Raw genomic sequence first — 23365 nt, 5'->3', positions numbered from 1 at the left:
GGCCCCTTGACGGGGGTGGAGGGCCTCTCTAGTGTGCTCGCCACATAAAACGTTTCAACGGCGTCAGCGGCTCGGGAGCGGCCGACGCCGACGACTCGACGAGCTGCATGAAGGACAACGATGACTTCATCCGCTGCAGGGGTTCAGCAGAGCGAGAACGCCTCCCCCTCACAGCACTGGAAATGGTCGTTCGTAGCCGCGATGGCCAGCTACATCGACGCCGGATCGATCGTCGCCGGCTCCGTGGCGCTGAGCGTGTGGGTCACCGCCTTCGGGCTCGGTGACAGCACCGTCGGCCTGCTCGGCGCCCTGAGCTCCAACGCCATCTCCGCCGGTGTCGGCGCCCTGGTCGGCGGCTACATCTGCGACCGCTACGGGCGCAAGAAGATCTACGCCTACGACCTGCTGCTGTACATGTTCGGCACGCTGTGGCTGATCTTCGCCGTCGACACCTGGATGCTGTTCGTCGGCTACATCCTGGTCGGCCTGGCCGTCGGCGCCGACATCCCGGCGTCCTGGAGCCTGATCACCGAGTTCTCCCCGGCCCGCAAGCGCGGCAAGCTCGGCGGGCTCTCGCAGGTCCTGTGGTCGCTCGGACCGATCGTCACCCTGGCGCTGGGACTGCTGCTGCAACCGCTGGGCATGCTCGGCATGCGGCTGCTGTTCGCGAGCCTGTTCCTCGCCGCGCTGATCACCTGGTGGATGCGGCACGGCATCGGCGAATCCGCCCGCTGGGAGCAGGAGAACACCGACTCGCAGCCGGTGAGGTGGAGCGCCGCGCTGCGGCCGCTGCTGACCGGCAAGGGGCTCAAGCTCTCGCTGATGCTCATCGGCATGTACGGCATCTGGAACCTCTTCGCCGGCACCAACGGCTTCTACACGCCCTACCTGCTCACCGCGCTGGGCAACCAGAGCGACGCGGCCAGCGTCGGCCTGCAGTGCCTGTACTTCCTGCTGGTCGCGGTGTTCACCGTGCTGGTGTTCATGCCGCTCAACGACCGGGTCAACCGGCGGCTGATGCTGGCGCTGTCGACCGTGATTCAGGCGGGCGGCATGCTGCTGCTCGCGGTGCTGCCGCTGAACTTCGGCACCGCGCTCGGCTACATCGTGGCCATCGGCATCGGCGGTGGTTTCGGCGCCCAGCACTTCTTCCAGATCTGGTCCGGCGAGCTGTTCCCGACCAAGCTCCGCAGCACCGCGCAGGGCCTGATGTTCGCGGTGGTGCGCATCGGGCTCGGCTTCTGGAGCTTCTTCGTCCCGATCATCACCGCCACCGGGTTCCAGACCCTGGCCTACATCCTGACCGCGTTCATCGTGATCAGCGGTGTCATCGGCGTCATCTGGGGCCCGAAGACCGAGGGCCTGACGCTGGAGGAGATCGAGCAGGAGCAGAGGTGGGCGAAGTGACGCAGCGGATCTGCTTCGTGCTGCACGTCAAACCCGACCGCGTCGCCGAGTACCGGGAACGGCACCGCGCGGTGTGGCCGGAGATGCAGCAGGCCCTGCGGGACACGGGATGGCGCAACTACTCGTTGTTCCTGCGCCCGGACGGCACCCTCATCGGCTACCTGGAGTGCGAGGACTTCGACGCCTGCCGCGCCGCGATGGCCGAGCACGACGTCAACGCCCGCTGGCAGGAGTGGATGGGCGACCTCTTCGACTCGACCGTCGCCCCGGACGAGGCGATGCGGCCGATCGAAGAGGTCTTCCACCTCGACTGAGAACTCCTAGATGGTGAAGGCGAGGTGCCGGGCGATCCGTTCGCCCAGCACCTCGTCACCGTCGAAAGACGCTGATTCCAAGACGTTCTCGGGGTCGACCCGGCCGCCGCAGAGGCGGGTGAACACCCCGAGGGGCATGGTGATGCGCACCGTCGGCGCGCCCGGAAGCGAGTCGACGACCTTCGCCCGCCCGTCCACCGCGACGTGCAGGACGCGGGAACCGAGGTCGAAGGTGACGCTGGACCCGTCCGGCGCGGCACCTCGCTTGCCGACCACGAAACCCAGTGCCGTGGTGATCTCGTCGATCGACAGCTCGACGGGCGCGCCGGTCTCCCCGCCGGGCAGGCCGACGGCGTCGCGGAGGTCCTGCTCGTGCATCCAGCAGTCGAACACCCGGATCCGCATGAACCGCGCGTAGGTGTCCTGCCCGGCCGGGGTCAGCGCCGGGGCGTGGAACTCCTCGTCGGACATCGCCCGCAGCGACGCCAGCCGGGAAGCGGTGACCTCGCGGAACTTCCCCAGCACCGCTTCGTGCGACTGCTGCCGAAAGTGCTCCACGTACTGCTCGTTGCGGGCGCCGATGTCGTTGCGCACGTGCGCGTAGGACGCCACGTCGTTGCCGGAATCCGGCGTCGGCTCCCCGCTGAGCAGCAGCTCGGTGCCGATGAGGTGCGCGGCGATGTCGCGCACCCGCCAGCCCGGCAGGGCCGTGTCCTTCTCCCACTGCGCGTCGCCGAGCCCGGTGAGCAGCGCGTCCAGCGCGTTCCACTCGGCGCCGAGCGCTCCGACGATCCGTTCCCTGTCCAGCACGCTCCGACACAAGCACCCCGCACCCGGCGGGTCAACCGGTCGCGGTGAGGCAGACTGCGGGTCATGCGTTCGGGTGTGCAGCGCGGCGCCATCGCCGCGGTCCAGGTCTTCGGGTTGGCGGTGTGGTTCTCGGTCTCGGCCGTGGTGCCCACGCTCCGCGAGGAGTGGGGGATCAGCTCCGCGGCGGCGGTGTGGCTGACCGGGGCGGTGCAGCTCGGCTTCGTCGCCGGAGCCCTCGCGTCGTCGCTGCTCAACCTCGCCGACCGGATCCGCCCGAACCTGCTGCTGGCCGCCAGCGCGGCCCTGGCCGCCGGGTGGACGCTGCTGCTCGCGGGCTTCGTCGACGGCATGGCGGCGGCGATCCCGCTGCGGTTCCTCACCGGCACGTGCCTGGCCGGGGTGTACCCGGTCGGCATGAAGCTCATGGCGTCCTGGGCGCCCAGCCGGGGGAGGGGATTGGCGATGGGGCTGCTCATCGCGGCGCTCACCCTCGGTTCCGCGCTGCCGCACCTCATCGGCGGGCTCGGGCAGCTGCCGTGGCGGGCGGTGCTCGTCGCCGCCGCCGGCACCGGGCTGCTCGGGGCGGTGGTGGCGGTGACGGTGGTGCGGCCGGGACCGCATCTGGCGGCCTCGGCGGCGGTGCACAACCCGCGCTACGCGCTGCGGATGTTCGCCGAGCGCGGGCCGCGGCTGGCCAACCTCGGCTACTTCGGCCACATGTGGGAGCTCTACGCGCTGTGGACGTGGATCCCGACTTTCCTGCTGGCCAGCGGGGCGGGCCGGAGCCTGCCGGCCTCGACCGGGATCACCGTGTTCGTCACGATCGGCGTCGCGGGCGCGATCGGCTGCCTGCTCGGCGGGTGGGGCGCCGACCGCTACGGGCGGTCCCCGGCGGCGGTGACCGCGCTGGTGATCAGCGGTGCCTGCTGCGCCTTCTCGCCGCTGGCCTTCGACGCCGGTCCGGTGGTGCTCGTGGTGTTCTGCGTGGTGTGGGGCGCGGCGGTGATCGCCGATTCCGGGGTGTTCTCCACGTCGTTGAGCGAGGCCGCCGACCCGAGGTTCGTGGGCACGGCGCTGACGGCGCAGACCGCGATCGGTTTCGGGCTCACGGTGGTGAGCATCCAGCTGGTGCCGTTGCTGGCCGCGGCCGCGGGCTGGCGGTTCGCGTTCCTGCTGCTGGCGCCGGGGCCGTTCATCGGGGCGATCGCGATGCGCAGCCTCGGGCGCGGTGAGTGGAATCGCGCCGCCCGTGCTGGTAACACCGACGGGGAGCCCGGAAGCACGAGGGAGACGTGATGAGCGACGCGTGGCCGAACGGCCAACCCCAGGTCGGCGACACCGCCGAGATGTCCCGCACCATCGGCCCGACCGACATCCGGTTGTTCACCCAGATCAGCGGCGACCGCAACCCGCTGCACTACGACGCCGAGGCGGCCGAGTCCTCGCAGTTCGGCGAGATCGTCGTGCAGGGCGGGATCACCAGCGCGGTGCTCAACGCCGTGGTCGCTGAGAAGCTGCCCGGTCCGGGCACCGTGTTCCTCAACGTCAACTGGAACTTCACCGCCCCTGCGAGGCCCGGCGACACGCTGACCGGGTGGGTGCGGGTCGACGCGGTCCGCGACGACAAGCCCATCACCGAGCTCACCACGACCGTCACCCGCGACGACGGCACGACGGTGCTGGAGGGGACGGCGGTCTGCTACACGATGGCCATGCCCGGCTCGACGAGCTAGCGCCGCGCACGACCCACCGAAAACCCCGCAGAACAGGCAGCGGAGCAGACCGCCCCTCCGAGAACCACCGCGTCGAGGCAGCATTCATCGGGACGAAAACCGCGGTTTTCGACCCCGCGAAAATCGCAGTTCTTGACACCTGTGTCGAAAACCCCGGTTTTCGTCGCGCGAAAACCGCAGCATTCGTCGCGTGAAAACCGGGGTTTTCGACACGGGGTCAGTCTTCGACGGTGATGGCGAGGGCGGGGCAGACCGCGGCGGCGTGGTGGACGTCGTCGGCGACGGCGGGGTCGGGGGAGTCAGTGAGGAGGACCGCGACGCCGTCCTCGTCGCGCTGGTCGAAGACGTTCTCGGCGGCCATGACGCACTGGCCGGAGGCGACGCACTTGTCCTGGTCGATGGTGACCTTCATGGGAATTCGTCCGTTTCGTGGTGGTGTTCGGGATTACCAGGTGACGGGCAGTTCGGAGACGCCGTAGACGGAACCGTTGTGCTTGAACGGGATCTCGTCGAGCTCGGCGGCCGCGCGCAGCGTCGGGATCCGCTTGTACAGCGTGCTGTAGACGACCTGCAACTCCATCCGGGCCAGTGGCTGCCCGAGGCACTGGTGCACGCCGAAGCCGAAGGCGACGTGCTTGCGGGCGTCGCGGGTGAGGTCCAGCGCGTCGGGGTCGTCGAAGACCTCCGGGTCGCGGTTGCCGATGTCGTTGGGCAGGATCACGCCCTCACCGGCGCGGATCACCTGCCCGCCGACCTCGATGTCCTCCAACGCGACCCGGCGCCGCCCGTTGTGGGTGATGTGCAGGTAGCGCAGCATCTCCTCGACCGCGCCCGCAACGACCTTCGGGTCGTCGGTCTCGCGCAGCAGCGCGAGCTGGTCGGGGTTCTCCAGCAGTGCCAGCGTGCCCAGGGCGATCATGTTCGCCGTGGTCTCGTGCCCGGCGATGAGCAGCAGCACGCCCATCTGCGCGACGTCGGCGCGCTCCAGCTCACCGGCCTCGACCCGTTCGCAGAGACCGGAGAGCAGGTCGTCGGCGGGGGTTTCGAGCTTGCGGCCGACGAGGTCGTCGAGGTACCGGGTGAGGTTGGCCAGCGCCCCGGCGCGCTGCTCCGGGGTGGAGTCCCGGTTGATGATGGTCTTGCTGTTGTCCTGGAAGAAGTCGTGGTCGGCGTAGGGCACTCCGAGCAGCTCGCAGATCACCAGCGACGGCACCGGCAGCGCGAAGGCCTGGACGAGGTCGACCGGCTTCGGGCCGGCCAGCATCTCGTCGATCCGGTCGTCGACGATCTTCTGCACGGCCGGGCGCATCGCCTCGATGCGCTTGACGGTGAACGGCGCGGTCACCATCCGGCGCTGGCGCGCGTGCTCGGGGTCGTCCATCAGGATGAAGCTGATCTTCGAGCCGCCGGGCTGCGCGGGAACGCCGCGCGGGTAGCCGGGGTTGTCCGAGTCCGAGCTGATGCGCGGGTCGGCGAGCACGGCGCGCTGGTCGGCGTAGCGGGTCACCAGCCAGGGCGTCGTGCCGTCGGCCAGCCGGACCCGGTGGATCGGCGTCTCCTCCTGGAGGGCTTTCAGGCGCGGTGGCGGGTCGAACGGACAGCCCGAGGCGCGCGTCATCGGGTAGTCGGGGATCTCCGCCGCGTCGGCCGAGGACAGCGTGTTGGTCATGCCGACCTTCCTTGTGACTTTGGTCGTACCACTGCGAAAGTAGCTCCGCCGACTGGATTAAGTCAACTGACTGAATTAGGGTGTCCGGGACATCTCCGGACATGGATGAGAGGTTCCCCGAGTGCGAGCGACTCCCGGCGGTGCGCCAGAACCCGCCACACACGGGGGAACACGGCCCCAACTGGTCGTCCTCGTCCTGGCCTTCGCCGGGATCTCGGTCGCCATGACCCAGACGACCGTGATCCCGCTGGTGCCGATGCTGCCCGGCCTGCTGCACGCCTCCGCCGCCGACACCGCCTGGGCGGTCACCGCCACGCTGCTGGCCGGTGCGGTGGCCACACCGGTCGTCGGGCGTCTCGGCGACATGTACGGCAAGCGGCGGATGCTGCTGCTCAGCCTCGTGATGCTCGTCCTCGGCTCGGTCGTGTGCGGGCTCAGCGCCTCGCTGCCGATGATCGTCGTCGGCCGGATCATGCAGGGCCTGTCGTCCGGCGTGATCGCGCTCGGCATCAGCATCATGCGCGACGAGCTGCCCGCCGACCGGCTCGGCTCGGCGACCTCGCTGATGAGCGCCTCCCTCGGCGTCGGCGGTGCGCTCGGGCTCCCCGCCGCCGCCTTCCTCGCCGAGCGCACCGACTGGCACGTGCTGTTCTGGACCTCGGCGGTGCTCGGCGCGCTGGCCGGCGTCCTCGTGCTGCGCCTCGTGCCCGAGTCGCCGGTGCGCGCCGGTGGGCGCTTCGACCCGATCGGCGCGCTGGGCCTGTCCGCCGGGCTGATCTGCCTGCTTCTGGTGGTCTCCAAGGGCGCGAACTGGGGTTGGAGCAGCGCGATCACCCTCGGGCTCGCCGCCGCGGCGGCCGTGGTGTTCGGCGCGTGGGGCTGGTGGGAGCTGCGCATCGCCGAGCCGCTGGTGGACCTGCGCACCCTCGCCCGTCGCCAGGTGCTGCTGACCAACATCGCCTCGGCGGTGTTCGGGTTCGCCATGTTCGCCCAGTCGCTGGTGTTCCCGCAGGTCCTGCAGCTGCCCACCGGGACCGGGTACGGGCTGGGGCAGACCATGCTCGCCGTCGGCATCGTGATGGCGCCGTCCGGCCTGGTCATGATGGCGATGTCGCCGGTGTCGGCGCGGATCTCCCGGCTGCGCGGCCCGAAGGTGACGCTGATGGTCGGTGCTGTGGTCGTGGCCGCCGGGTACGGGCTCGGCGTGGTGCTCATGGCGGAGGTGTGGCAGCTGATCCTGGTCTCCAGCGTGATCGGCGCGGGCATCGGCCTGGCCTACGGCGCGATGCCCGCGCTGATCATGGCGGCGGTCCCGGTGTCGGAAACCGCCGCCGCCAACAGCCTCAACACGCTGATGCGCTCCATCGGGACCTCGGTGTCCAGCGCCGTGGCCGGAGCGGTGCTGGCGCAGCTGACCATCGACTTCGGCCCGGCCACCGTGCCGTCGCAGACCGGCTTCCAGGTGATCATGGGCATCGGCAGCCTGGCCGCCGTGGCGGCGCTGAGCATCGCCGCGTTCCTGCCCCGCGAGGAGCAGCCCGTCGAGGCGGTTCTGGTCACCGCGCGGGCGGCTCGCTGAGGACGGGAGCGCTGAATTCGGTTGCGGGCGGTGGTTGGATCGTCCGGGGGAGCGCGGTGGCAGTGACCGCGCCGAGAGCTGCGAGGAAGGTGCGATGAGCGAGGTTCTGCCGCCGGTTCCCTTCGACCCGGAGCTGGAGGTCTTCCTGAACGCCATGCCCAACACCGGGCAGGGCTTCACGCTCGAAGACGTCCCGGCGATGCGCGAGCTGACGAGCCACATCACCCCGGACGAGGCCCTGGAGGCCGACGGGTTCACCGTCGAGCACCGCACCGCGCCCGGACCGCAGGGCGCGCCCGAGGTGCCGCTGGTGATCGTGCGGCCCGCCGAGCTCACCGGCCCGCTGCCGGTCATCTACTCCATCCACGGCGGCGGCATGATCAGCGGTAGCCACCGGCAGGCGCTCGACGTGATGGCCACCGAGTGGGGCCGGGAGCTGGGCTGCGCCATCGTCTCGGTGGACTACCGGCTGGCGCCGGAGAACCCGCACCCGGCTCCGGTGGAGGACTGCTACGCGGGGCTGCGCTGGGTCGCCGAGCAGGACGGGTTCGACCCCGAGCGCATCGTGATCACCGGCGGCAGCGCCGGTGGCGGGTTGGCTGCGGCGGTCGCGCTGATGTGCCGCGACTTCGGCGGACCGGCGCTGCTCGGGCAGCTGCTGCAGTGCCCGATGCTCGACGACCGCAACGACACGCCCTCGGCGCGTCAGATGCGCGGGCGCGGCATCTGGGACCAGCAGAACAACGAGGTCGGCTGGACCGCGCTGCTCGGCGAGTCCCGGGGCGGGGACGACGTCTCGCCCTACGCCGCGCCCGCGCGCGCCGAGGACCTGTCCGGGCTGCCGCCGACGTTCATCGACGTCGGCTCGGCGGAGACCTTCCGCGACGAGGACGTCGCCTACGCCACCCGCATCTGGCAGGCGGGCGGCATCGCCGAGCTGCACGTGTGGCCCGGCGGCTTCCACGGCTTCCGGATGTTCCCGGGTGCCCGTCTCAGCCAGGAGTCCGCCGAGGCCCGAACCAACTGGCTCCGCCGCCTCCTCTCCCGGTGACGTCGGGTGCGTCCGTAACCGGGGGGGCAGTTTTTCCTCGAATCACCCATGATCAAAGTCCGTTTTGTCCGGTCAATTCGAGGAAAAACTGCCCCCTGGCGAGTTCACCACCCCACGCCACCCGCATCCCGGGGATTTGGTGTTCGGGAAGTTTTCATGAAAACTTCCCGTTCCCTGAGAGGTGACGGTTTTCATGAAAACTTCCCCCTCTCTGGGGGTGGGAGATTTCGTGGGTGTCTCCCTCACCTCGAACGATGGCGGGTTTCGTGAGAACTTCACCGTTTTTGGGGTGAGGACGGTTTTCATGAGAACTTCGCGACCACTCAGGAGGTGAGGGGTTCTCCTCGGGGTGGGATCGTGTCGGCTTCGGCGGGGTCGGTGTTGCGGAGGGAGCCGTCCGCGGTGGCGTTGCTGATGGCGTGCATCGAGGCCAGGGCCGAGGCGATCTGGAACTGCTCGTGGTTGGGGCCCATGTCGCTGAGCTCGATGAGGACGCTGCCGCTGCCCAGCAGGCCGTAGGCGTTGCGGGCGATGCCCTGGTAGTCGCCGCCCGGGTACTGGGAGACGTTGGCGCCGCCCGCGTCCATCGCCGTCCGCGCGACGACCGAGACCTGCTTGGCCAGGTTCAGGGGTTCGGCGGCCACGCCCGGGGTCGTCGGCCACATCAGCGACGCGGTGATCTCGCGGCCGTCGCCGCCGACGTAGCGGCCCTGCATGTGGTAGTCGACCGCGATGTGCGGCCGGAACTCGGCGTAGTGGCGCTGGATCAGGCCCGCCTCGGTCGCCGGGTTGTCCTGCGGTGCCACCGCCGGGTCGTGGTAGCGGTTGATGTCGTAGCCCTTGCCCGCCTCGCCGAACTCCGGATCGGCGTCCGGGTCGTAGTTGTAGCGCCAGTCGTGCTCGTGGCCGTCGGGGTTGGCGCGCACCACCACGTCGACGGTCACCTGATCGCGCCACCAGCGCTGGTGCGGGTCGTTGCCGACACCGACCTCGCGCAGGAACTCCACGGCCGCAGGCGTTCCCAGCGGCTCGTCGCCGTGCTGCTGGGTGACGAACAGCAGGCGCTGCGGGCCGTGCCCGACCCGGGCGCTCCACACCGGCCGTCCCTGGTTGCTGGCGCCGATCGGCGCCACCCGCACCTCACCGCCGCTGCGCAGCTGCAGGTCGAAGAGCCGGCGGGCGAGCTCCTCGGTGCTCGGACGCGGGTCGATCTCGCGCGCCGCACCGGCGGGCGCGACCAGGCCCAGTGCCGTCACCACGGCGACCAGCACCGAGAACAGGGCAAAACGCATGGATTTCGACATAGCGCCGGAGTCTTCAGGCCCGGACGCGCGGCCACAAGCCGATTCAGAGATCCCGCCGCATGCACGCCCTCGGCCACGCGTCCAGTCCCGCTACCGCCTCGGCGGCGCGGATGTCGCGCAGCCCCGGGGTGAGCTCGTCGTCGGCGAGGTACCGGAAACCGCACCGAAGGTAGTAGGGCCCGTTCCAGGGGACGTCGGTGAACGTCGTCAGCGTCAGGGCGGGCAGTCCCCGGTCGTGCGCCCACGCGGCGAGGTTGTCGATGAGCCCGGACCCGATCCGCCGCCCGCCGTGGTCGGGACGCACGCTGACCTGCTCTACGTGCGCGCAGCCGTCCACGACCTCGGCGATCAGGTACGCCACCGGAACGTCCTCGACGACGTGCACCCACGCCCGCCCCGCCTCCTGGAACTCCCGCAGCACCGCCACCGACGGCGGCTCGTCGGTGGCCACGAGATCCATGCCGAGCTCGGCGAACGGCTCACCCGCCGCCCGCTCGACCTCCCGCAGCACCGGCAGATCCGCCTCCCGCGCCAACCGGATCACGGCCTCACCTCCCTCCAGCACCTTCTCACCCGCGGCCGGGTTGGACCGGATTTCAACGGAAGTCAGGAACCCGATCTCCCTTGAAATCGGGTCTGCGGGGTGGGCGTCGGACTCGTCCGGCGGGCCAGGAACGCCGCCAGCTCCGCGCGCAGCGGAGCGGTCGCCGGGCCGCGCCGCTGGACCGACAGGGCGGCGGCGGCGTTGGCGCGCAGCGCTGCCTCGGGCAGGTCGGCGCCCTCCAGCAGGGCGGCGGCCAGGACGCCGCAGTGGGTGTCGCCGGCGCCGTTGGTGTCGACGGGGTCAGCGGGAAAGCCCGGAACACGGCGGGTTTCGCCCTGGACGGCGAGCACGCAGCCGTTCGCCCCGTCGCGCACCACGACCGCCGACGACCCGAGCCGAGACCCCAGGTCGTGCGCGGCGGTCTCCGCGTCCGGGGAACCGGTGAGCGCGCGGGCCTCGGCGGCGTTGCAGCTGAGGACGTCGACGCGCGGCAGCACCGCGTCGAGCACCTCGGCCGGGATGTCGGCGACCAGCGGGCACGGGTCCAGCATCACGCGGGACCGCACGCCGGGCAGCCAGTCGAGCAGCGCCTCCCGGTTGGAGGCGTGCAGCAGGCTGTAGCCGCTGACGTAGACCACGTCGTCGGGCTCGGTGCGGACCCGCGCCAGCTGCTCCGGCAGCAGCCTGCCCTCGGCGCCGACGCCGGTGACGAACGTGCGCTCGCCCCCGGGTTCCACCAGGGCCACGCAGATGCCGTTGTCGGAGTCGGTCTGCTGCGGCTGCGCGGCCTCGATCCCCTCGGCGCGCAACGCTTCTCGCGCCTGGTCGGCGAAGCGGCCGGTGCCGTGCGCGCCCGCGTAGACCACGCGGGCGCCCGAGCGCGCGGCCGCCGACATCACGTTGAACCCGCCGCCCGGCAGCAGCTCCGTGCTCTCGGCGAGCACGTCACCGCCGGTCGGCGGCAGCGACGGCACCCGCATCACCAGGTCGAGCACGACCTGCCCGGTGTGCACCAGACGACCGGTCACGCGGCGGCCTTCCGGCTGCCGCCGAGCAGCGCGTACACCCCGGCCGAGACGGCGAAGGTGAGCACCCAGCCGAGCCCGTTCTCGCCCAGCCAGGTCTCGGCGAACACGCCGGTGAAGAAGTCGTTGCTGCTGAACAGGTAGCCGACCACGATCGCCAGCGCCCACGCGCCGAACGCGCGCGGCTCGACACCGCCCCGGTACCAGTAGGAACTGGTGCTGCGCATGTCCATCAACCCGGCCGGGTCGTAGCTGCGGCGGTGCAGCATGTCGGTGAGGAACACGCCCAGCCACGCGGTGATCGGGATCGCGAGCAGGCTGATGAAGGTGACGAACGGGTCGTAGAAGCTGTCCGCGACCAGCATGAAGTAGATGGAGCCGAGGAACGTCACCACCACGTCCACGCCGACCGCGTAGACCCGCTTGATGTTGATCCCCATCGTCAGCGTCGTCAGACCCGCCGAGTACACCGAAAGGTGGTTGGACAGCAGCAGCCCGCCGACCGCGGCGATCAGGTACGGCACCGCCATCCAGGCCGGCAGCATCGCGCGGATCGCCGCGACCGGGTCCCCGGCCTCGGCCAGCGCCGGATCACCCGCCGACAGCAGGCTTCCCAGCGAGATCAGCAGGATCAGCGGGATCCCCGCGCCCACGGCGGCCGAGGCGACCAGCGACCCGGCCTTGACGGCGGGGGACTGGTAGCGCGACATGTCGGCGGAGGCGTTGGCCCAGCCGATGCCGGTCCCGGCGGCGATCGTGCCGATGCCCGCGATCATCGCGCCGACCGGGGCGGGGGAGGCCGATCCGACCGCGTGCCAGTCGATCGTGGCCACCAGGCTGATCGCCACGACGATGTTGAGCGCGCCGAAGATCCAGGTCGCCCAGCGCTGCACGGCCACCAGCACCTTGTGGCCCAGCCCGGAGACGACCATCGTCAGCACCTCGAAGACCGCGATGCACAGGATCGTCAGCACCGGAACGGTTTTGGCGTCCCCGGCCGTGCCGAACAGGATCGTGCACAGCGACAGCAGGGCGAAGGCGGCCGTGGTGGTGTTGACGGTTTCCCAGCCCAGCCGCGAGATCAGCGACACCACGGTGGGACCCGCGTTGCCGTGCACCCCGAACACGGCGCGGGAGAGCGTCAAACCCGGTGCGCCGCCCCGACGTCCGGCGATGGAGACCACGCCGACGATCGCGAACGAGCCCACCGAGCCGATCACCGCGACGATCGCGGCCTGCCAGAACGCCAGGCCCTCGGCCACCAGCGTGGCGCCCAGGGGCAAGCCCAGGATCGAGATGTTGGCGGCGAACCACACCCAGAACAGCTGCATCGGGTGCCCGGTCCGCTCGTGCTCCGGAACCGGTTCGATGCCACGCGTTTCCAGTGCGCCTTCAGCCTGGGTGGCCTCCGTGGCCTCGCGGACCATGCGCTCTCCTTCTAGCTGCCGGACTTCCTCAGTTCGAGCAGGCCGTCCACGACGGGTTCCAGGTCGAGTCCGTTGACCTCGCGCACCGCGGCCGGCAGATCCGCCGGGAAACCGGAAATCCCGTGCTGCGCACCGAGGATCGCGCCGAGGACCGCGGCGATCGTGTCGGTGTCGCCGCCGAGGCCGGCGGCCGTGGTCAGAGCCTCCACCGGCGAGTCGCCCAGCGCCTCGGCGAGGGCGAACGCCGCGACCATCGACTCCTGGACGGCGACGGACGTTCCGATGACCTTGGAGACAGCGTAGGACAGCGTGGTGCGGTCCATGCCCCGAACCCAGCGACGGGCCCAGCGGATCCGGCAGGCGATGTCGCCGCCCGCGCACCACCACCCCTTGCGCGCGCCGAGCGCGGCGGCGTGCTCGGCCTGGTCGAGCGCGTCGGACAGGGGCGCGCCGTCGATGCCGGCCGAGATCGCGGCGGCCACCGCGGAGGCCCCCGCGATGCCGATGTTGGTGTTGTGCGTGAGCTTGCTGGCCGCCACGACCGCTTCGACCAGGCCGTCGAGCTCGGGAGCGGTGGCGATGGCGACCGGGGTGATGCGCATGGCCGCGCCGTTGGTGGTGCCGCCGCGCCCGGCCTCCTCGGGGTCGGCGCCGGATTCCAGCAGCTTCAGGGCGCGCTTGGTCGAGGGCCCGAGCAGGTCGGCCAGGCCGCGCGCGACCATCCCGGCCTCCCAGTCCAGCAGCGCCTTGGCGAAGACCATCGGGTCGATCGTCCCGGCCCCGCCGACGAGCAGGTCGGCGACCAGCACCGCCTGCTCGGTGTCGTCGGTGACGGTGCCCGCGGGCAGGTTCGGCGAGATCGGCTGCTCGGCGACCGCGTCGCGCAGCGACCGGATGAAGCCGTAGTGGGTGACGATGTCCTCGCGGGACATCGATTGCGTCGGCATGCCCAGGGCGTCGCCGATCGCCAATCCGTAGAACGCGCCTAGCGCGCGGTCGCGTGTGCTCATGGGCGGCCAAACGTCAGGTGGAACTGGAACCGGTTCGGGTCGAGCAGGCTGGTGACCTGTTCGACGAGCTCGCCGTCGGCGGTGACGCTGGTGCGCACCGCTTGCAGGAACAGCTCGCCGGTGGTCCGGTCGAGCAGCGCCGCCATCTCGGCCGTGAGCGCCTTGGTGCCGATGAGCTGATCGCCCGCGCCCGCCCGCAGTCCGGCCGAGAGCAGCGTGGCGGTGATCGAGCCGTCGAGCAGGCCCTTGTCGGGCAGGTCGCGGAGCTCGCCGGTGGCGGGGATCAGCGAGGTCTCCACCGACACCGGCCCGGCGGTGCGGTCGCGGCGCAGCCGGCGGATCGCGACGAACTCCGCGATCCCGAAGCGCTCGGTGAGCTCGGCGTCGGTGGTGCGCTCGATGGACAGCAGTTCGGTCTCGATGTCGAAGCCGGAGTCGGCCAGGGCGGTGGCCCAGCCGACGGTCTGGTCCAGGGTGACGCCGTCGAAGGTGACGAACGAGCCGACACCGCTGCGGGTCGCGATGAGCTCCTGCCGCTGCAGCTCGGACAGAGCGCTGCGCACGGTGCCGCGGCTGACCTGGTAGGTCTCCGCGATCTGGTTCTCGCCCGGCAACTGCTCGCCGCGCGCGAGCCTGCCCGAGCGGATCTGCTCGGTGAGCTCGGCGATCAACCGGTCACGTTTCCCGAAGGGAACCTGTCCAGTCCTGTTCATTCCTGTACATTATGACTACTCGCGGGTAGGCACAACCGACGACACTCACACGGAGTAGTGAAACTCCGCGCAGCGCGTCGGTTCGTCCGAATCATCCGTCGCGGCGGGGGCACCAGCCCCACTTCGTCGAGCCGTAGCGCCAGCGGGTGTCGGGCGGCGGGTACTTCCCGTGCAGGACCCAGCCGTCCTCCTGCCGCGACCAGTGGAGGATCTCCTCCTCCCACGGGCGGAACTGCAGCTGCCTGCGCTCCTCGGCCTCCCGGCACACCTGCCAGGTGCGCACGGCTCCCTTCCACAGGCGTTCGAGCCTCGACACACCTGTAGATGGTGCGAGCTTTTTCCGACGTGCGAAAGGGCCACATCGGGAGTTCTGGCCCCACCGGTGCGGCCCCTCGCGGCGATGCGGACTACAGCGCCTCGACGGTGTTCGGGTAGAGCTCGGCGATCGAGTCGACGTGGTTGTCCGCCACGGCCTTCCGCTTGATCTTCAGGCTCGGCGTGACCTCGTTGTGCTCGATGGTCAGCTCGCGCGGGAGGATCTTGAACTTCTTGATCGTCTCGTGCCGGTTGAGCGTCGCGTTGAGGTCCTCGACGGCCGCGGCGACCATCTCGTGCGCCTTGGGGTGCTCGGCCAGCTCCGCGTAGGACAGGCCCGCCAGGTCGTTGGCCTGCGCCCACTCGACGATCGACTCCTCGTCGAGGGTCACCAGCGCCGTGCAGTACGGCCGCTTGTCGCCGAAGACCACCACGTTGCTCAGGTACGGGCACAGCGCCTTGAGCTTGCCCTCCACCGACTGGGGCGCCACGTACTTGCCGCCCGAGGTCTTGATCAGGTCCTTCTTGCGGTCGGTGATCCGCAACCGGCCCGCCTCGTCGAGCTCGCCGATGTCACCGGTGTGGAACCAGCCCTCGGCGGTGATCACCTCGGCGGTGGCCTCCGGCATGTTGTGGTACCCGCGCATCACGCCGCCGCCGCGCAGCATCACCTCGCCGTCCTCGGCGATGCGGACCTCGGTGCCGGGCAGCGGCTGGCCGACCGTGCCGATGCGGAAGTCGTTGGTGCGGTTGACGAAGCTGGCCGCGGTGGTCTCGGTGAGGCCGTAGCCCTCGGCGATCAGCACGCCCGCGGCGTGGAAGAAGCGGGCGATGTCGGGTGCCAGCGCGGCGCTGCCGGAGATGAAGAACCGCAGCCTGCCGCCGAACTTCTCCCGCAGCGTGGAGAACACCAGCTTGTCGGCGATCGCGTACTGGATCTTCAGGCCGAGCCCGGGCTGCCGGCCCTCCTGCTGCAGGCGGGAGATCTCCAGACCCACGGCGCACGCCCAGCGGAAGATCTTGTACTTGAGCTCGCCGCCCTCCTTGGCCTGCGTGACGACCTTGTTGTAGATCTTCTCGAAGATCCGGGGAGCCCCGGCGACGAACGTCGGCCGCACCACCGCGAGGTTGTCCACGATCCGGTCGATCCGGCCGTCGACGGCGGTGAGGTAGCCGGTGCGGATCTGCCCGACCTGCAGGACCTTGCCGAACACGTGCGACAGCGGCAGCCACAGGTACTGCACGTCCTCGGAGGTCATCTCGCCGGTCTCGTGCATGGCCTCGGCGACGTAGACCCAGTTCGACTGCGCCAGCCGCACGCCCTTGGGGTTGCCGGTCGTGCCGGAGGTGTAGATCAGCGTCGCCAGGTCGTCGGTGCCGACCCCGTCGACGAGCTGGTCGAACAGCTCCGGCCGGGACTCGCCCAGCTCGCGGCCCCGAGCCTCCAGGTCGTCCAGGCCCAGCACCCAGTCGCCGTCGGGCGTGCCGTCGAAGGTGATGACGCGGGTCAGCTCGGGCATGTTCGCGCGCTGCTCGCGCAGCTTGGCGATCTGGGCGTCGTCCTCGGCGAAGACGACCACCGAACCGGAGTCGGCGACGATGTAGGCGCAGCCCTCGGCGGTGGTGGTCGGGTAGATCGTGGTCGTGGCGCCGCCTGCGCACATCACGCCCATGTCGGCCAGGATCCAGTCCATCCGCGTCCCGGCCAGGATGCCGCACCGCTGCTGCGACGCGACCCCGATGGCGTGCAGGCCCAGCGCGATCGCCCGGGCCCGCTCCCACACCTGCTCCCAGGTCAGCGAGCGCCACTGCTCGCCGTCGGGGTAGCGGAAGGCCTCGCTGCCCCCGGAACGTCGCACGCGATCGCGCAGCATGTCGGGGACAGAGCGGAAATCGGAGGAAGTCGCGGCAGGCATGGGCGGGAACGTAATCGAGCGTCCTGCCCTGCGCAATGAGGAACGGACAAATCGGGACGGACGAGTTCCGATCCGTTATCAGGTGCTGCGGCTCGGGTGAATGCGCAGGTCGGGGGATTGACGAGCCCGGCCGCACCGGGGGCGGACCCGGAGCTGCCGAGGTCCGCCTGGTGTCGACCGGACGGTGATCAGGGACTGGCCCCGGCGTTCCCGGCGAGGAGCACGAGAGCGAGGACCGACAGGACGGTGACCACGGCCGCGGGCGGGCCGAGCACCGAGCGCGCGATGCCTGCCACGCCGGACAGCGCCCGGCCCAGCACGACCGCGGCCGCGAACAACGCGACCAGCACGCCGAGGAACATTCCTTGCAGCGCGGTGGAAATCGAGTCGGGAGTGACGACGGGTGGGTCGTTTGCCGACAGCACCGCTGGGAGTATGGTGAACATACGCGAGCTCCCTTCACGGGTCGTGCCCGTAGTGAGGGTGATCGTGGATCCGCGCAGCGCCCCCGGTCGTGGCCAAACGATTTCCGGGGGCGTTCGCATGTCCGGCCGGCGATCCGCCGGCCGCGCGCTCCGGCCCGTGGCCGAGTGCTTCTGGCACCTCCCGGCGGTGAAATTTCACTTCTCCGTTGAAGTTTCCCGCCGCCGGGTGAAACGCGCCACGATCAGTATGCGATTACCTCCACAGAGCGTCAACGCCTCCGCTTTCGCAGGCCTTGCCGCTCGTCGTGCGCAGTGCCAGTATCTGCAGGTCTTCGCAGCTTCAGTGAAATTGGGTGAATTTCTCCGACCAGGGTGAAGGAGACGTCCTGATGGCTCGTCCCGGGAGCCAGAGCGGAACCGGAGAGCTCGGCGTGCGGCTCCGCGAGCTCCGCGAATCCCGCGGCATGACGCAACTCCGGCTCGGGAGAGCCCTCGGCGTCGCGGTCTCCAGCATCTCCTCCTGGGAGAGCGGGGCGAAAACGCCGCCGCTGACCCGATTGGCCGACTACGCCACGTACTTCGCCGCCGGGGCGGTGACCGACGGCGTGCCGCCGGAGAACGCGCTGACCGGCGAGCAGCGCGAGGAGCGCCTGCGGCTCAAGCAGGAGCTCGACCGGATGCGGGCGGCGGACGAGGAACCCGGGGAAGCCGAAGCGCGCCAGGACTTCTGGCACTTCCCCGACGGCGGCCCCGTCCGCATCGTCACCGGCGGTCTCACCGAGAAGCACTGGTCCCCGCTGGGCACCCCGAGCGAGCCGAACTTCCTGTCGCTGGCCCGCTGCGCCGACCTCGACGCCGCCGTCGAGCTGTTCGGGCACGTGCGCGCGGCCAATCCGCGCTCGCAGGCCGAGATCCGGCTCGAACACCTCGGTGACGACGACCTGCGCGCGCACCTGGTGTTCCTCGGCAGCGGGGCGACCAACCCGTGGGTGGAGTGGCTGACCGCCGACTGGCCGGTCCGGCAGGTCCCCGACGACGACGTCGTCGACGGCTCGGTGTTCGAGATCGACGGCGAGCGGAGGCTCCGGCCGAGCTTCCGGGGCGACCAGCTCGTCGAGGACGTCGGGCTGCTCGCCCGGATCCCGAACCCGAACAACCTCCGCCGCACCCTGACGTTCTGCAGCGGGGTGTTCACCCGGGGCGGGTTCGGCGCGGTGCGCTGCCTGACCGATCCGGAGCTGCGCGACCGGAACCTGGCCCACCTCACCGACGAGGTCGCCGACCTCAACCGGTTCGGACTGCTGATGCGGGTTCCGGTGATGCGCCACGTCACCGGGACCCCGGACCTGCAGAACCCGGCGAACCGGCTCTACGAGTGGCGACCGAACACCTGAAGGGGGAGCGGATGGCGGAGCGGTCCGGGCTCGGCGCGCGGCTGCGGGCGCTGCGCCGCGAGCGCGGTCTCAAGCAGGGCGAGCTCGCGCGCGCCCTGGGCGTCGCGGTCTCCAGCGTCTCGCAGTGGGAGAGCGGGGTGAAGGTGCCGCCCCCGGCCCGGCTGGGCGACTACGCGACCTTCTTCGCGGTCGGAACCCCTTCCCGCAGCGGGAAGGTCCCACCCGCGGCGTCCCTCGGCGACGAGGAGCGCCGGGTCCGCGCGGAGATCAAGGAGGAGCTCGACCGGCTGCGCGCGGACCCGGTCGCGCCCGCGCCCGAGGTCCCGGACTTCTGGCGGTTCCCCGGCGGCGGACCGGTGCGCATCCTCACCGGCCGGGTGCCCTCCCGGAACCTCTCACCGCTGGCCGATCCGGAGCGGCGCAACTACATCGGCATGTCCTCCTACGCCGACGGCGACGCGCTCATCGAGCTCTACGGCCACCTGCGCGCGCTCAACCCCGAGGCCGACGTGCGGTTCGACATCGCCCGCCGGATCGACCCGAAGGACCTGCGGGCGCACCTGGTGCTGCTGGGCAGTCCTGCGATGAACCCGATGCGGCGCCAGGTGCGGTTCGGGTTGCCGGTCAAGCAGGTCGAGGTCGACGACGTCGGGCACGGCGAGGTCTTCGAGGTCGCCGACGAGGGGCGGCGGTACCGGCCGACGCTGCACGACGGCCGGCTGATCGAGGACGTCGGCCTGCTCGCCCGCTTCCCCAACCCCTACGACGTGCGCCGCACCCTGACCCTGTGCAGCGGCGTGTTCACCCGGGGCGGGTTCGGCGCGGTGCGCTGCCTGACCGATCCGCAGCTGCGCGCCCGCAACCACGAGATCCTGCGTTCGCGGTTCGGCGACAGCGGCAACTTCGGGATGCTCATGCGCGTTCCGGTGGTCCGCAACGCCACGGCGACCCCGGACCTGAGCAATCCCGACACCTGGATCCGGTCCTGGTCGCCGATCAAGACCTGAGCTTCGCTGGGCGATTCGTCGGAGGTCGTGGTTACCGTCGTGGCGTCCGCACCCCTCTTGGAGGAGCCATGACGAAGCTGGATTCGACGCAGCCCAACGGCACCCCGGCGTGGATCGACCTGGGGATCCCGGACCTCGATCGCGCGATGGAGTTCTACGGGGCGGTGTTCGGATGGGAGTTCGACGTCGGCCCGGAGGCGATGGGCCGCTACACGATGTGCCTGGTCGAGGGCCGCGAGGTCGCCGCGATCATGCCGAACCACGACGAGTCGGCGACGGAGTTCTGGTGGAACGTCTACTTCGCCACCGATGACGTCGCCACGACCGTGTCCAAGGCCGAGGCGGCCGGCGGGCAGGTGGTCGTGCCACCGATGGACGTGATGGACAAGGGCCGGATGGCGCTCGTCAAGGACCCGGTCGGCGCCCAGTTCGGGCTCTGGCACGGCCAGAACCACGTCGGAACGCGCCTGGTCAACGAGCCGAACGCGTTGCTGCGCAACGATCTCGTCACCCCCGACCCCGGTGCCGCACGGGCGTTCTACGCCTCCGTGTTCGACTTCGGGCTGGACTCCGACGGCTACCTGGGTGATGACGATTTCACGTTCCTGCGCCGCCCGGACGGCCACGAGATCGGCGGCATCGTCGGCGACCCCGCGGCCACGTCCTCGGCCTGGGGCACGCTGTTCATGGTCGACGACGCCGACGCGACCGCCCAGCGGGCCGCGGCCGCGGGAGGTACCGCGGCCGCGCCCTACGACATGGTCTACGGCCGCATGGCCGAGATCCGGGACCCGTTCGGCACCCCGTTCTCGGTGGGAGCGCCCAAGTTCGGGGGCTGATCCGCCACCGGGGCGTGATCGGGATCTCCTCGCGCGGCGAACCGGTGCTCAGCTCGCGTGTCGGGGGCCCGGGGCGCGGGAACGGGGTTGTCAGCGGGTCGCGTCCGGATAGGCTGGGGGCGCTGGTGGTTCGTCCGGGCGGTTGCGCTGAGCGCGGTTCGGGCGAGGCAAGAGGGAACCCGGTGCGAATCCGGGACTGCCCCGCAGCGGTGAGCGGGAACGACCGCCGTCATGAGCACTGGGCCTCGCGGCCTGGGAAGCGACGGCCAGTAGGTCCGTTCGGTGGACGGGGAAGTTTTCATGAGAACTTCCCCCCGACACACCGACGGTTGCCCGCGAGTCCGAATACCTGCCATCGGTGCGCGCGCCGCCGGCGCGCGCTGGTCCGAGGTCTCGCGGGAGGACCTGGCGGACGACCGGTGGGCGAGGTGCGCCCGCGGGTCGGCGCGCCTGTCGCGAGGACCTCGACCGTCGAAGTCGAGCTCGCGAGGAGAGAGCGTTGACCAGCAAGATCGGATCCACCGTCCTCGGATATCCCCGGATCGGCCCGAACCGGGAGCTCAAGCGCGCCCTGGAGTCCTACTGGGCCGGGCGCAGCGACGAGGCGGAACTGCGCGAGGTCGCGCGCACGCTGCGGGAGAACACCTGGCGGGGGCTGGCCCAGGCCGGCCTCGACTCGGTGCCGGGCACCACGTTCTCCTACTACGACCAGGTCCTGGACACCGCCGTCACCTTCGGCGCCGTCCCACCCCGCTACGCCGAGCTGGGACTCGGCGCGCTGGACACCTACTTCGCGATGGCGCGCGGTACCGAGGCGGTGCCGCCGCTGGAGATGACGAAGTGGTTCGACACCAACTACCACTACCTGGTGCCCGAGATCGGCCCGGACACGCGCTTCGCGCTCACCGACACCACAGTCGTCGAGCAGTTCCGGGAGGCCCGGAAGCTGGGCGTCGAGACCCGGCCGGTCCTGGTGGGGCCGTTGACCTTCCTGCTGCTCAGCAAGCCCGCGGTGGAGGGTTTCGACCCGCTCGACAAGCTCGCCGAGCTCACCGATGCCTACGAGGGCCTGCTCGGTGAGCTGCACCGCGCGGGGGCGGAGTGGGTGCAGCTCGACGAGCCCGCCCTGGCCGCCGACCGGACGCCGGGGGAGCTCGACGCGCTGCGCAACACCTACCGGCGGCTCGGCGACCTGACCGAACGGCCCGCGATCCTGTCCGCCTGCTACTTCGGCGATCCCGGAGACGCGCTCGGGGTGCTCGCCTCGACGCCCGTCGAGGGCATCGCGGTCGACCTCGTCACCGATCCGTCCACTCAGGACAACGTCGTGGCCACCACCGGGCTGCGGGACAAGGTCCTGGTCGCGGGCGTGGTCGACGGCCGCAACGTCTGGCGCGCCGATCTCGACCGGTGCCTGATCACCGCGGCCACGCTGCTCGGTTCGGCCGACGAGCTCGCCCTGGGCACCTCCTGCCCGCTGCTGCACGTGCCCTACGACGTCGACGCCGAACCGAGCCTGGATCCGCAGGTCAAGCCGTGGTTGTCGTTCGCAGCGCAGAAGGTCCGCGAGGTCGTCACCCTCGGCCTCGCCCTGCGGGAGGGACGGGACGTCGTCGACGCCGAGCTCGCCGACGCGCGCGCCGCCATCGCCGACCGGGCCGCGGCCGAGCGGGTCCGCAACAACCGCGTCCGCGCCAGGCTCGACTCGCTCCGGCCGGGTGACTCGCGGCGCGCGGACTACCCGGAACGGCAAGCCGCGCAGGAGAAGTCGTTGCGGCTGCCGCCGCTGCCGACCACCACGATCGGCTCCTTCCCGCAGACCACCGACGTCCGCAAGGCCCGCGCGGCGCTGCGGGCCGGGCGCATCGACCAGGCCACCTACCGGCAGCGGATGCGCGACGAGGTCGAGCGCGTCATCGCGCTGCAGGAGGACCTCGGGCTCGACGTGCTCGTGCACGGCGAACCCGAGCGCAACGACATGGTCCAGTACTTCGCGGAGCAGCTCGAAGGCTTCGCCACCACCGATCACGGCTGGGTGCAGTCCTACGGTTCCCGCTGCGTCCGGCCGCCGATCCTGTTCGGCGACGTGTGGCGGCCGGAACCGATGACCGTGGAGTGGGCCGAGCACGCGCAGCGGCTCACCGACAAGCCCGTCAAGGGCATGCTCACCGGCCCGGTGACGATCCTGGCGTGGTCGTTCGTGCGCGACGACCAGCCGCAGGCCGACACCGCGCGCCAGGTCGCGCTGGCCGTCCGCGACGAGGTCCGCGACCTGGAGGCCGCCGGGATCCGCGTGGTGCAGGTCGACGAACCCGCGCTGCGCGAACTCCTCCCGCTGCGCGCCGACCAGCGCCCGGCCTACCTGGACTGGGCGGTGGAGTCGTTCCGGCTCGCGACGTCCGGGGTGGCGGAGGCGACGCAGATCCACACCCACCTGTGCTACTCGGAGTTCGGCGACGTCATCGACGCGATCGTGGCCCTCGACGCCGACGTCACCAGCATCGAGGCGGCCCGCTCGCGCATGGAGGTCCTCGCCGACCTCAACGAGGTCGGCTTCGACCGGGGCGTGGGCCCGGGCGTCTACGACATCCACTCGCCCCGCGTTCCCGGTGTCGAGGAGATGGCCGAGCTGCTCAAGACCGCTGTGCAGGCCGTTCCGGCCGAACGCCTGTGGGTCAACCCCGACTGCGGTCTCAAGACGCGCGACTACGCCGAGGTCGAACGTGCCCTCCGCAACATGGCGGAGGCGGCCCACCGCCTCCGAGCCTGACCGCCCCGGAAACCGGGGGCGAGCCTGACCAAAGGCTCGCCCCCGGGCCCCGGCGGCGGCTCACTGTGACAACGGTCGTTGCAAGTGGACGGTTTTAGCCATAATCACCCATG

The 23365-nt window shown here is 70.8% G+C and carries 22 protein-coding genes and 1 riboswitch; of the genes, 10 read left to right on the top strand and 12 right to left on the bottom strand.

Features of this window, described 5'->3' with window-relative positions:
* Positions 1 to 201 precede the first annotated feature (201 nt).
* Together REH65_RS06190 and REH65_RS06185 are read left to right on the top strand one after the other, a co-directional pair.
* On the top strand, positions 202 to 1407 hold the full coding sequence (locus REH65_RS06190; RefSeq protein WP_406691656.1) for an MFS transporter: 1206 nt from the start codon (positions 202 to 204) through the stop codon (positions 1405 to 1407).
* The gene (locus tag REH65_RS06185; RefSeq protein WP_281455758.1) at positions 1404 to 1721 is read left to right on the top strand and encodes an L-rhamnose mutarotase; all 318 of its coding nucleotides are present in this window, start codon (positions 1404 to 1406) and stop codon (positions 1719 to 1721) included. The genes REH65_RS06190 and REH65_RS06185 overlap by 4 nt, the downstream gene beginning before the upstream one ends.
* A 6-nt stretch (positions 1722 to 1727) precedes the next feature.
* On the opposite strand, the gene REH65_RS06180 is transcribed toward REH65_RS06185, so the two are convergent.
* The gene (locus tag REH65_RS06180; protein WP_406691655.1) at positions 1728 to 2531 is read right to left on the bottom strand and encodes a maleylpyruvate isomerase family mycothiol-dependent enzyme; all 804 of its coding nucleotides are present in this window, start codon (positions 2529 to 2531) and stop codon (positions 1728 to 1730) included.
* A 63-nt stretch (positions 2532 to 2594) separates the two neighbouring features.
* On the opposite strand from REH65_RS06180, the gene REH65_RS06175 reads away from it, so the two are divergent.
* Both REH65_RS06175 and REH65_RS06170 read left to right on the top strand, forming a co-directional pair.
* The gene (locus tag REH65_RS06175) at positions 2595 to 3827 is read left to right on the top strand and encodes an MFS transporter (protein ID WP_406691654.1); all 1233 of its coding nucleotides are present in this window, start codon (positions 2595 to 2597) and stop codon (positions 3825 to 3827) included.
* The gene (locus REH65_RS06170) at positions 3827 to 4264 is read left to right on the top strand and encodes a MaoC family dehydratase (RefSeq protein WP_281455669.1); all 438 of its coding nucleotides are present in this window, start codon (positions 3827 to 3829) and stop codon (positions 4262 to 4264) included. The genes REH65_RS06175 and REH65_RS06170 overlap by 1 nt, the downstream gene beginning before the upstream one ends.
* Positions 4265 to 4481: 217 nt before the next feature.
* On the opposite strand, the gene REH65_RS06165 is transcribed toward REH65_RS06170, so the two are convergent.
* Together REH65_RS06165 and REH65_RS06160 are read right to left on the bottom strand one after the other, a co-directional pair.
* Positions 4482 to 4676 (bottom strand): ferredoxin, encoded by a 195-nt coding sequence (locus REH65_RS06165; RefSeq protein ID WP_406691653.1) that lies wholly within the window; start codon positions 4674 to 4676, stop codon positions 4482 to 4484.
* A 33-nt stretch (positions 4677 to 4709) separates the two neighbouring features.
* A complete protein-coding gene (locus REH65_RS06160) occupies positions 4710 to 5933 on the bottom strand; it encodes a cytochrome P450 (RefSeq protein ID WP_406691652.1) in 1224 nt (407 codons plus the stop codon).
* A 181-nt stretch (positions 5934 to 6114) separates the two neighbouring features.
* On the opposite strand from REH65_RS06160, the gene REH65_RS06155 reads away from it, so the two are divergent.
* Both REH65_RS06155 and REH65_RS06150 read left to right on the top strand, forming a co-directional pair.
* Positions 6115 to 7512: an MFS transporter gene (locus REH65_RS06155; RefSeq protein ID WP_406693100.1), complete on the top strand. Its 1398-nt coding sequence runs from the start codon at positions 6115 to 6117 to the stop codon at positions 7510 to 7512.
* Between the two features lie 94 nt (positions 7513 to 7606).
* Positions 7607 to 8563, top strand: coding sequence for an alpha/beta hydrolase (locus tag REH65_RS06150; RefSeq protein WP_406691651.1), 957 nt, complete (start codon positions 7607 to 7609; stop codon positions 8561 to 8563).
* Positions 8564 to 8886: 323 nt separating this feature from the next.
* Here REH65_RS06150 and REH65_RS06145 read toward each other — a convergent pair whose 3' ends face one another.
* The 9 genes from REH65_RS06145 to REH65_RS06105 form a co-directional block, all read right to left on the bottom strand.
* A complete protein-coding gene (locus tag REH65_RS06145; RefSeq protein WP_406691650.1) occupies positions 8887 to 9855 on the bottom strand; it encodes a M14 family zinc carboxypeptidase in 969 nt (322 codons plus the stop codon).
* Positions 9856 to 9910: 55 nt separating this feature from the next.
* Positions 9911 to 10411 (bottom strand): GNAT family N-acetyltransferase, encoded by a 501-nt coding sequence (locus tag REH65_RS06140; protein ID WP_406693099.1) that lies wholly within the window; start codon positions 10409 to 10411, stop codon positions 9911 to 9913.
* Between the two features lie 62 nt (positions 10412 to 10473).
* Positions 10474 to 11439: a PfkB family carbohydrate kinase gene (locus tag REH65_RS06135; RefSeq protein WP_406691649.1), complete on the bottom strand. Its 966-nt coding sequence runs from the start codon at positions 11437 to 11439 to the stop codon at positions 10474 to 10476.
* Positions 11436 to 12863: a purine-cytosine permease family protein gene (locus REH65_RS06130; protein WP_406691648.1), complete on the bottom strand. Its 1428-nt coding sequence runs from the start codon at positions 12861 to 12863 to the stop codon at positions 11436 to 11438. Before REH65_RS06130 ends, REH65_RS06135 begins: the two co-directional genes overlap by 4 nt.
* 11 nt (positions 12864 to 12874) lie before the next feature.
* Entirely contained in the window at positions 12875 to 13873 is a 999-nt protein-coding gene (locus tag REH65_RS06125) for an ADP-ribosylglycohydrolase family protein (protein WP_406691647.1), read from the bottom strand.
* Positions 13870 to 14586, bottom strand: a complete 717-nt coding sequence (locus REH65_RS06120; RefSeq protein ID WP_406691646.1) for a GntR family transcriptional regulator — start codon at positions 14584 to 14586, stop codon at positions 13870 to 13872. The genes REH65_RS06125 and REH65_RS06120 overlap by 4 nt, the downstream gene beginning before the upstream one ends.
* Before the next feature lie 91 nt (positions 14587 to 14677).
* Complete coding sequence (locus tag REH65_RS06115) at positions 14678 to 14902, bottom strand: hypothetical protein (RefSeq protein ID WP_281455659.1); 225 nt, start codon at positions 14900 to 14902, stop codon at positions 14678 to 14680.
* A 91-nt stretch (positions 14903 to 14993) separates the two neighbouring features.
* On the bottom strand, positions 14994 to 16817 hold the full coding sequence (locus REH65_RS06110) for an AMP-dependent synthetase/ligase (protein WP_406691645.1): 1824 nt from the start codon (positions 16815 to 16817) through the stop codon (positions 14994 to 14996).
* Between the two features lie 188 nt (positions 16818 to 17005).
* On the bottom strand, positions 17006 to 17263 hold the full coding sequence (locus REH65_RS06105; protein WP_281455657.1) for a hypothetical protein: 258 nt from the start codon (positions 17261 to 17263) through the stop codon (positions 17006 to 17008).
* A gap of 368 nt (positions 17264 to 17631) precedes the next feature.
* On the opposite strand from REH65_RS06105, the gene REH65_RS06100 reads away from it, so the two are divergent.
* From REH65_RS06100 to metE, 4 genes are all read left to right on the top strand, one after another.
* Positions 17632 to 18636, top strand: a complete 1005-nt coding sequence (locus tag REH65_RS06100; RefSeq protein WP_406691644.1) for a helix-turn-helix domain-containing protein — start codon at positions 17632 to 17634, stop codon at positions 18634 to 18636.
* Between the two features lie 11 nt (positions 18637 to 18647).
* The gene (locus REH65_RS06095) at positions 18648 to 19643 is read left to right on the top strand and encodes a helix-turn-helix domain-containing protein (RefSeq protein ID WP_406691643.1); all 996 of its coding nucleotides are present in this window, start codon (positions 18648 to 18650) and stop codon (positions 19641 to 19643) included.
* A gap of 68 nt (positions 19644 to 19711) precedes the next feature.
* Positions 19712 to 20482, top strand: coding sequence for a VOC family protein (locus tag REH65_RS06090; protein ID WP_406691642.1), 771 nt, complete (start codon positions 19712 to 19714; stop codon positions 20480 to 20482).
* Between the two features lie 155 nt (positions 20483 to 20637).
* A riboswitch (cobalamin riboswitch) is annotated at positions 20638 to 20836 on the top strand.
* Positions 20837 to 20981: 145 nt separating this feature from the next.
* Positions 20982 to 23252, top strand: a complete 2271-nt coding sequence (gene metE / locus REH65_RS06085; RefSeq protein ID WP_406691641.1) for a 5-methyltetrahydropteroyltriglutamate--homocysteine S-methyltransferase — start codon at positions 20982 to 20984, stop codon at positions 23250 to 23252.
* Positions 23253 to 23365: the final 113 nt, after the last annotated feature.

It is taken from the genome of Saccharopolyspora sp. ID03-671, from assembly GCF_045278815.1.
Lineage (GTDB): Bacteria > Actinomycetota > Actinomycetes > Mycobacteriales > Pseudonocardiaceae > Saccharopolyspora > Saccharopolyspora ipomoeae.
The sequence above is the reverse complement of the archived record's forward strand: the minus strand, read 5'-3'. Positions and strand labels throughout refer to the sequence as shown.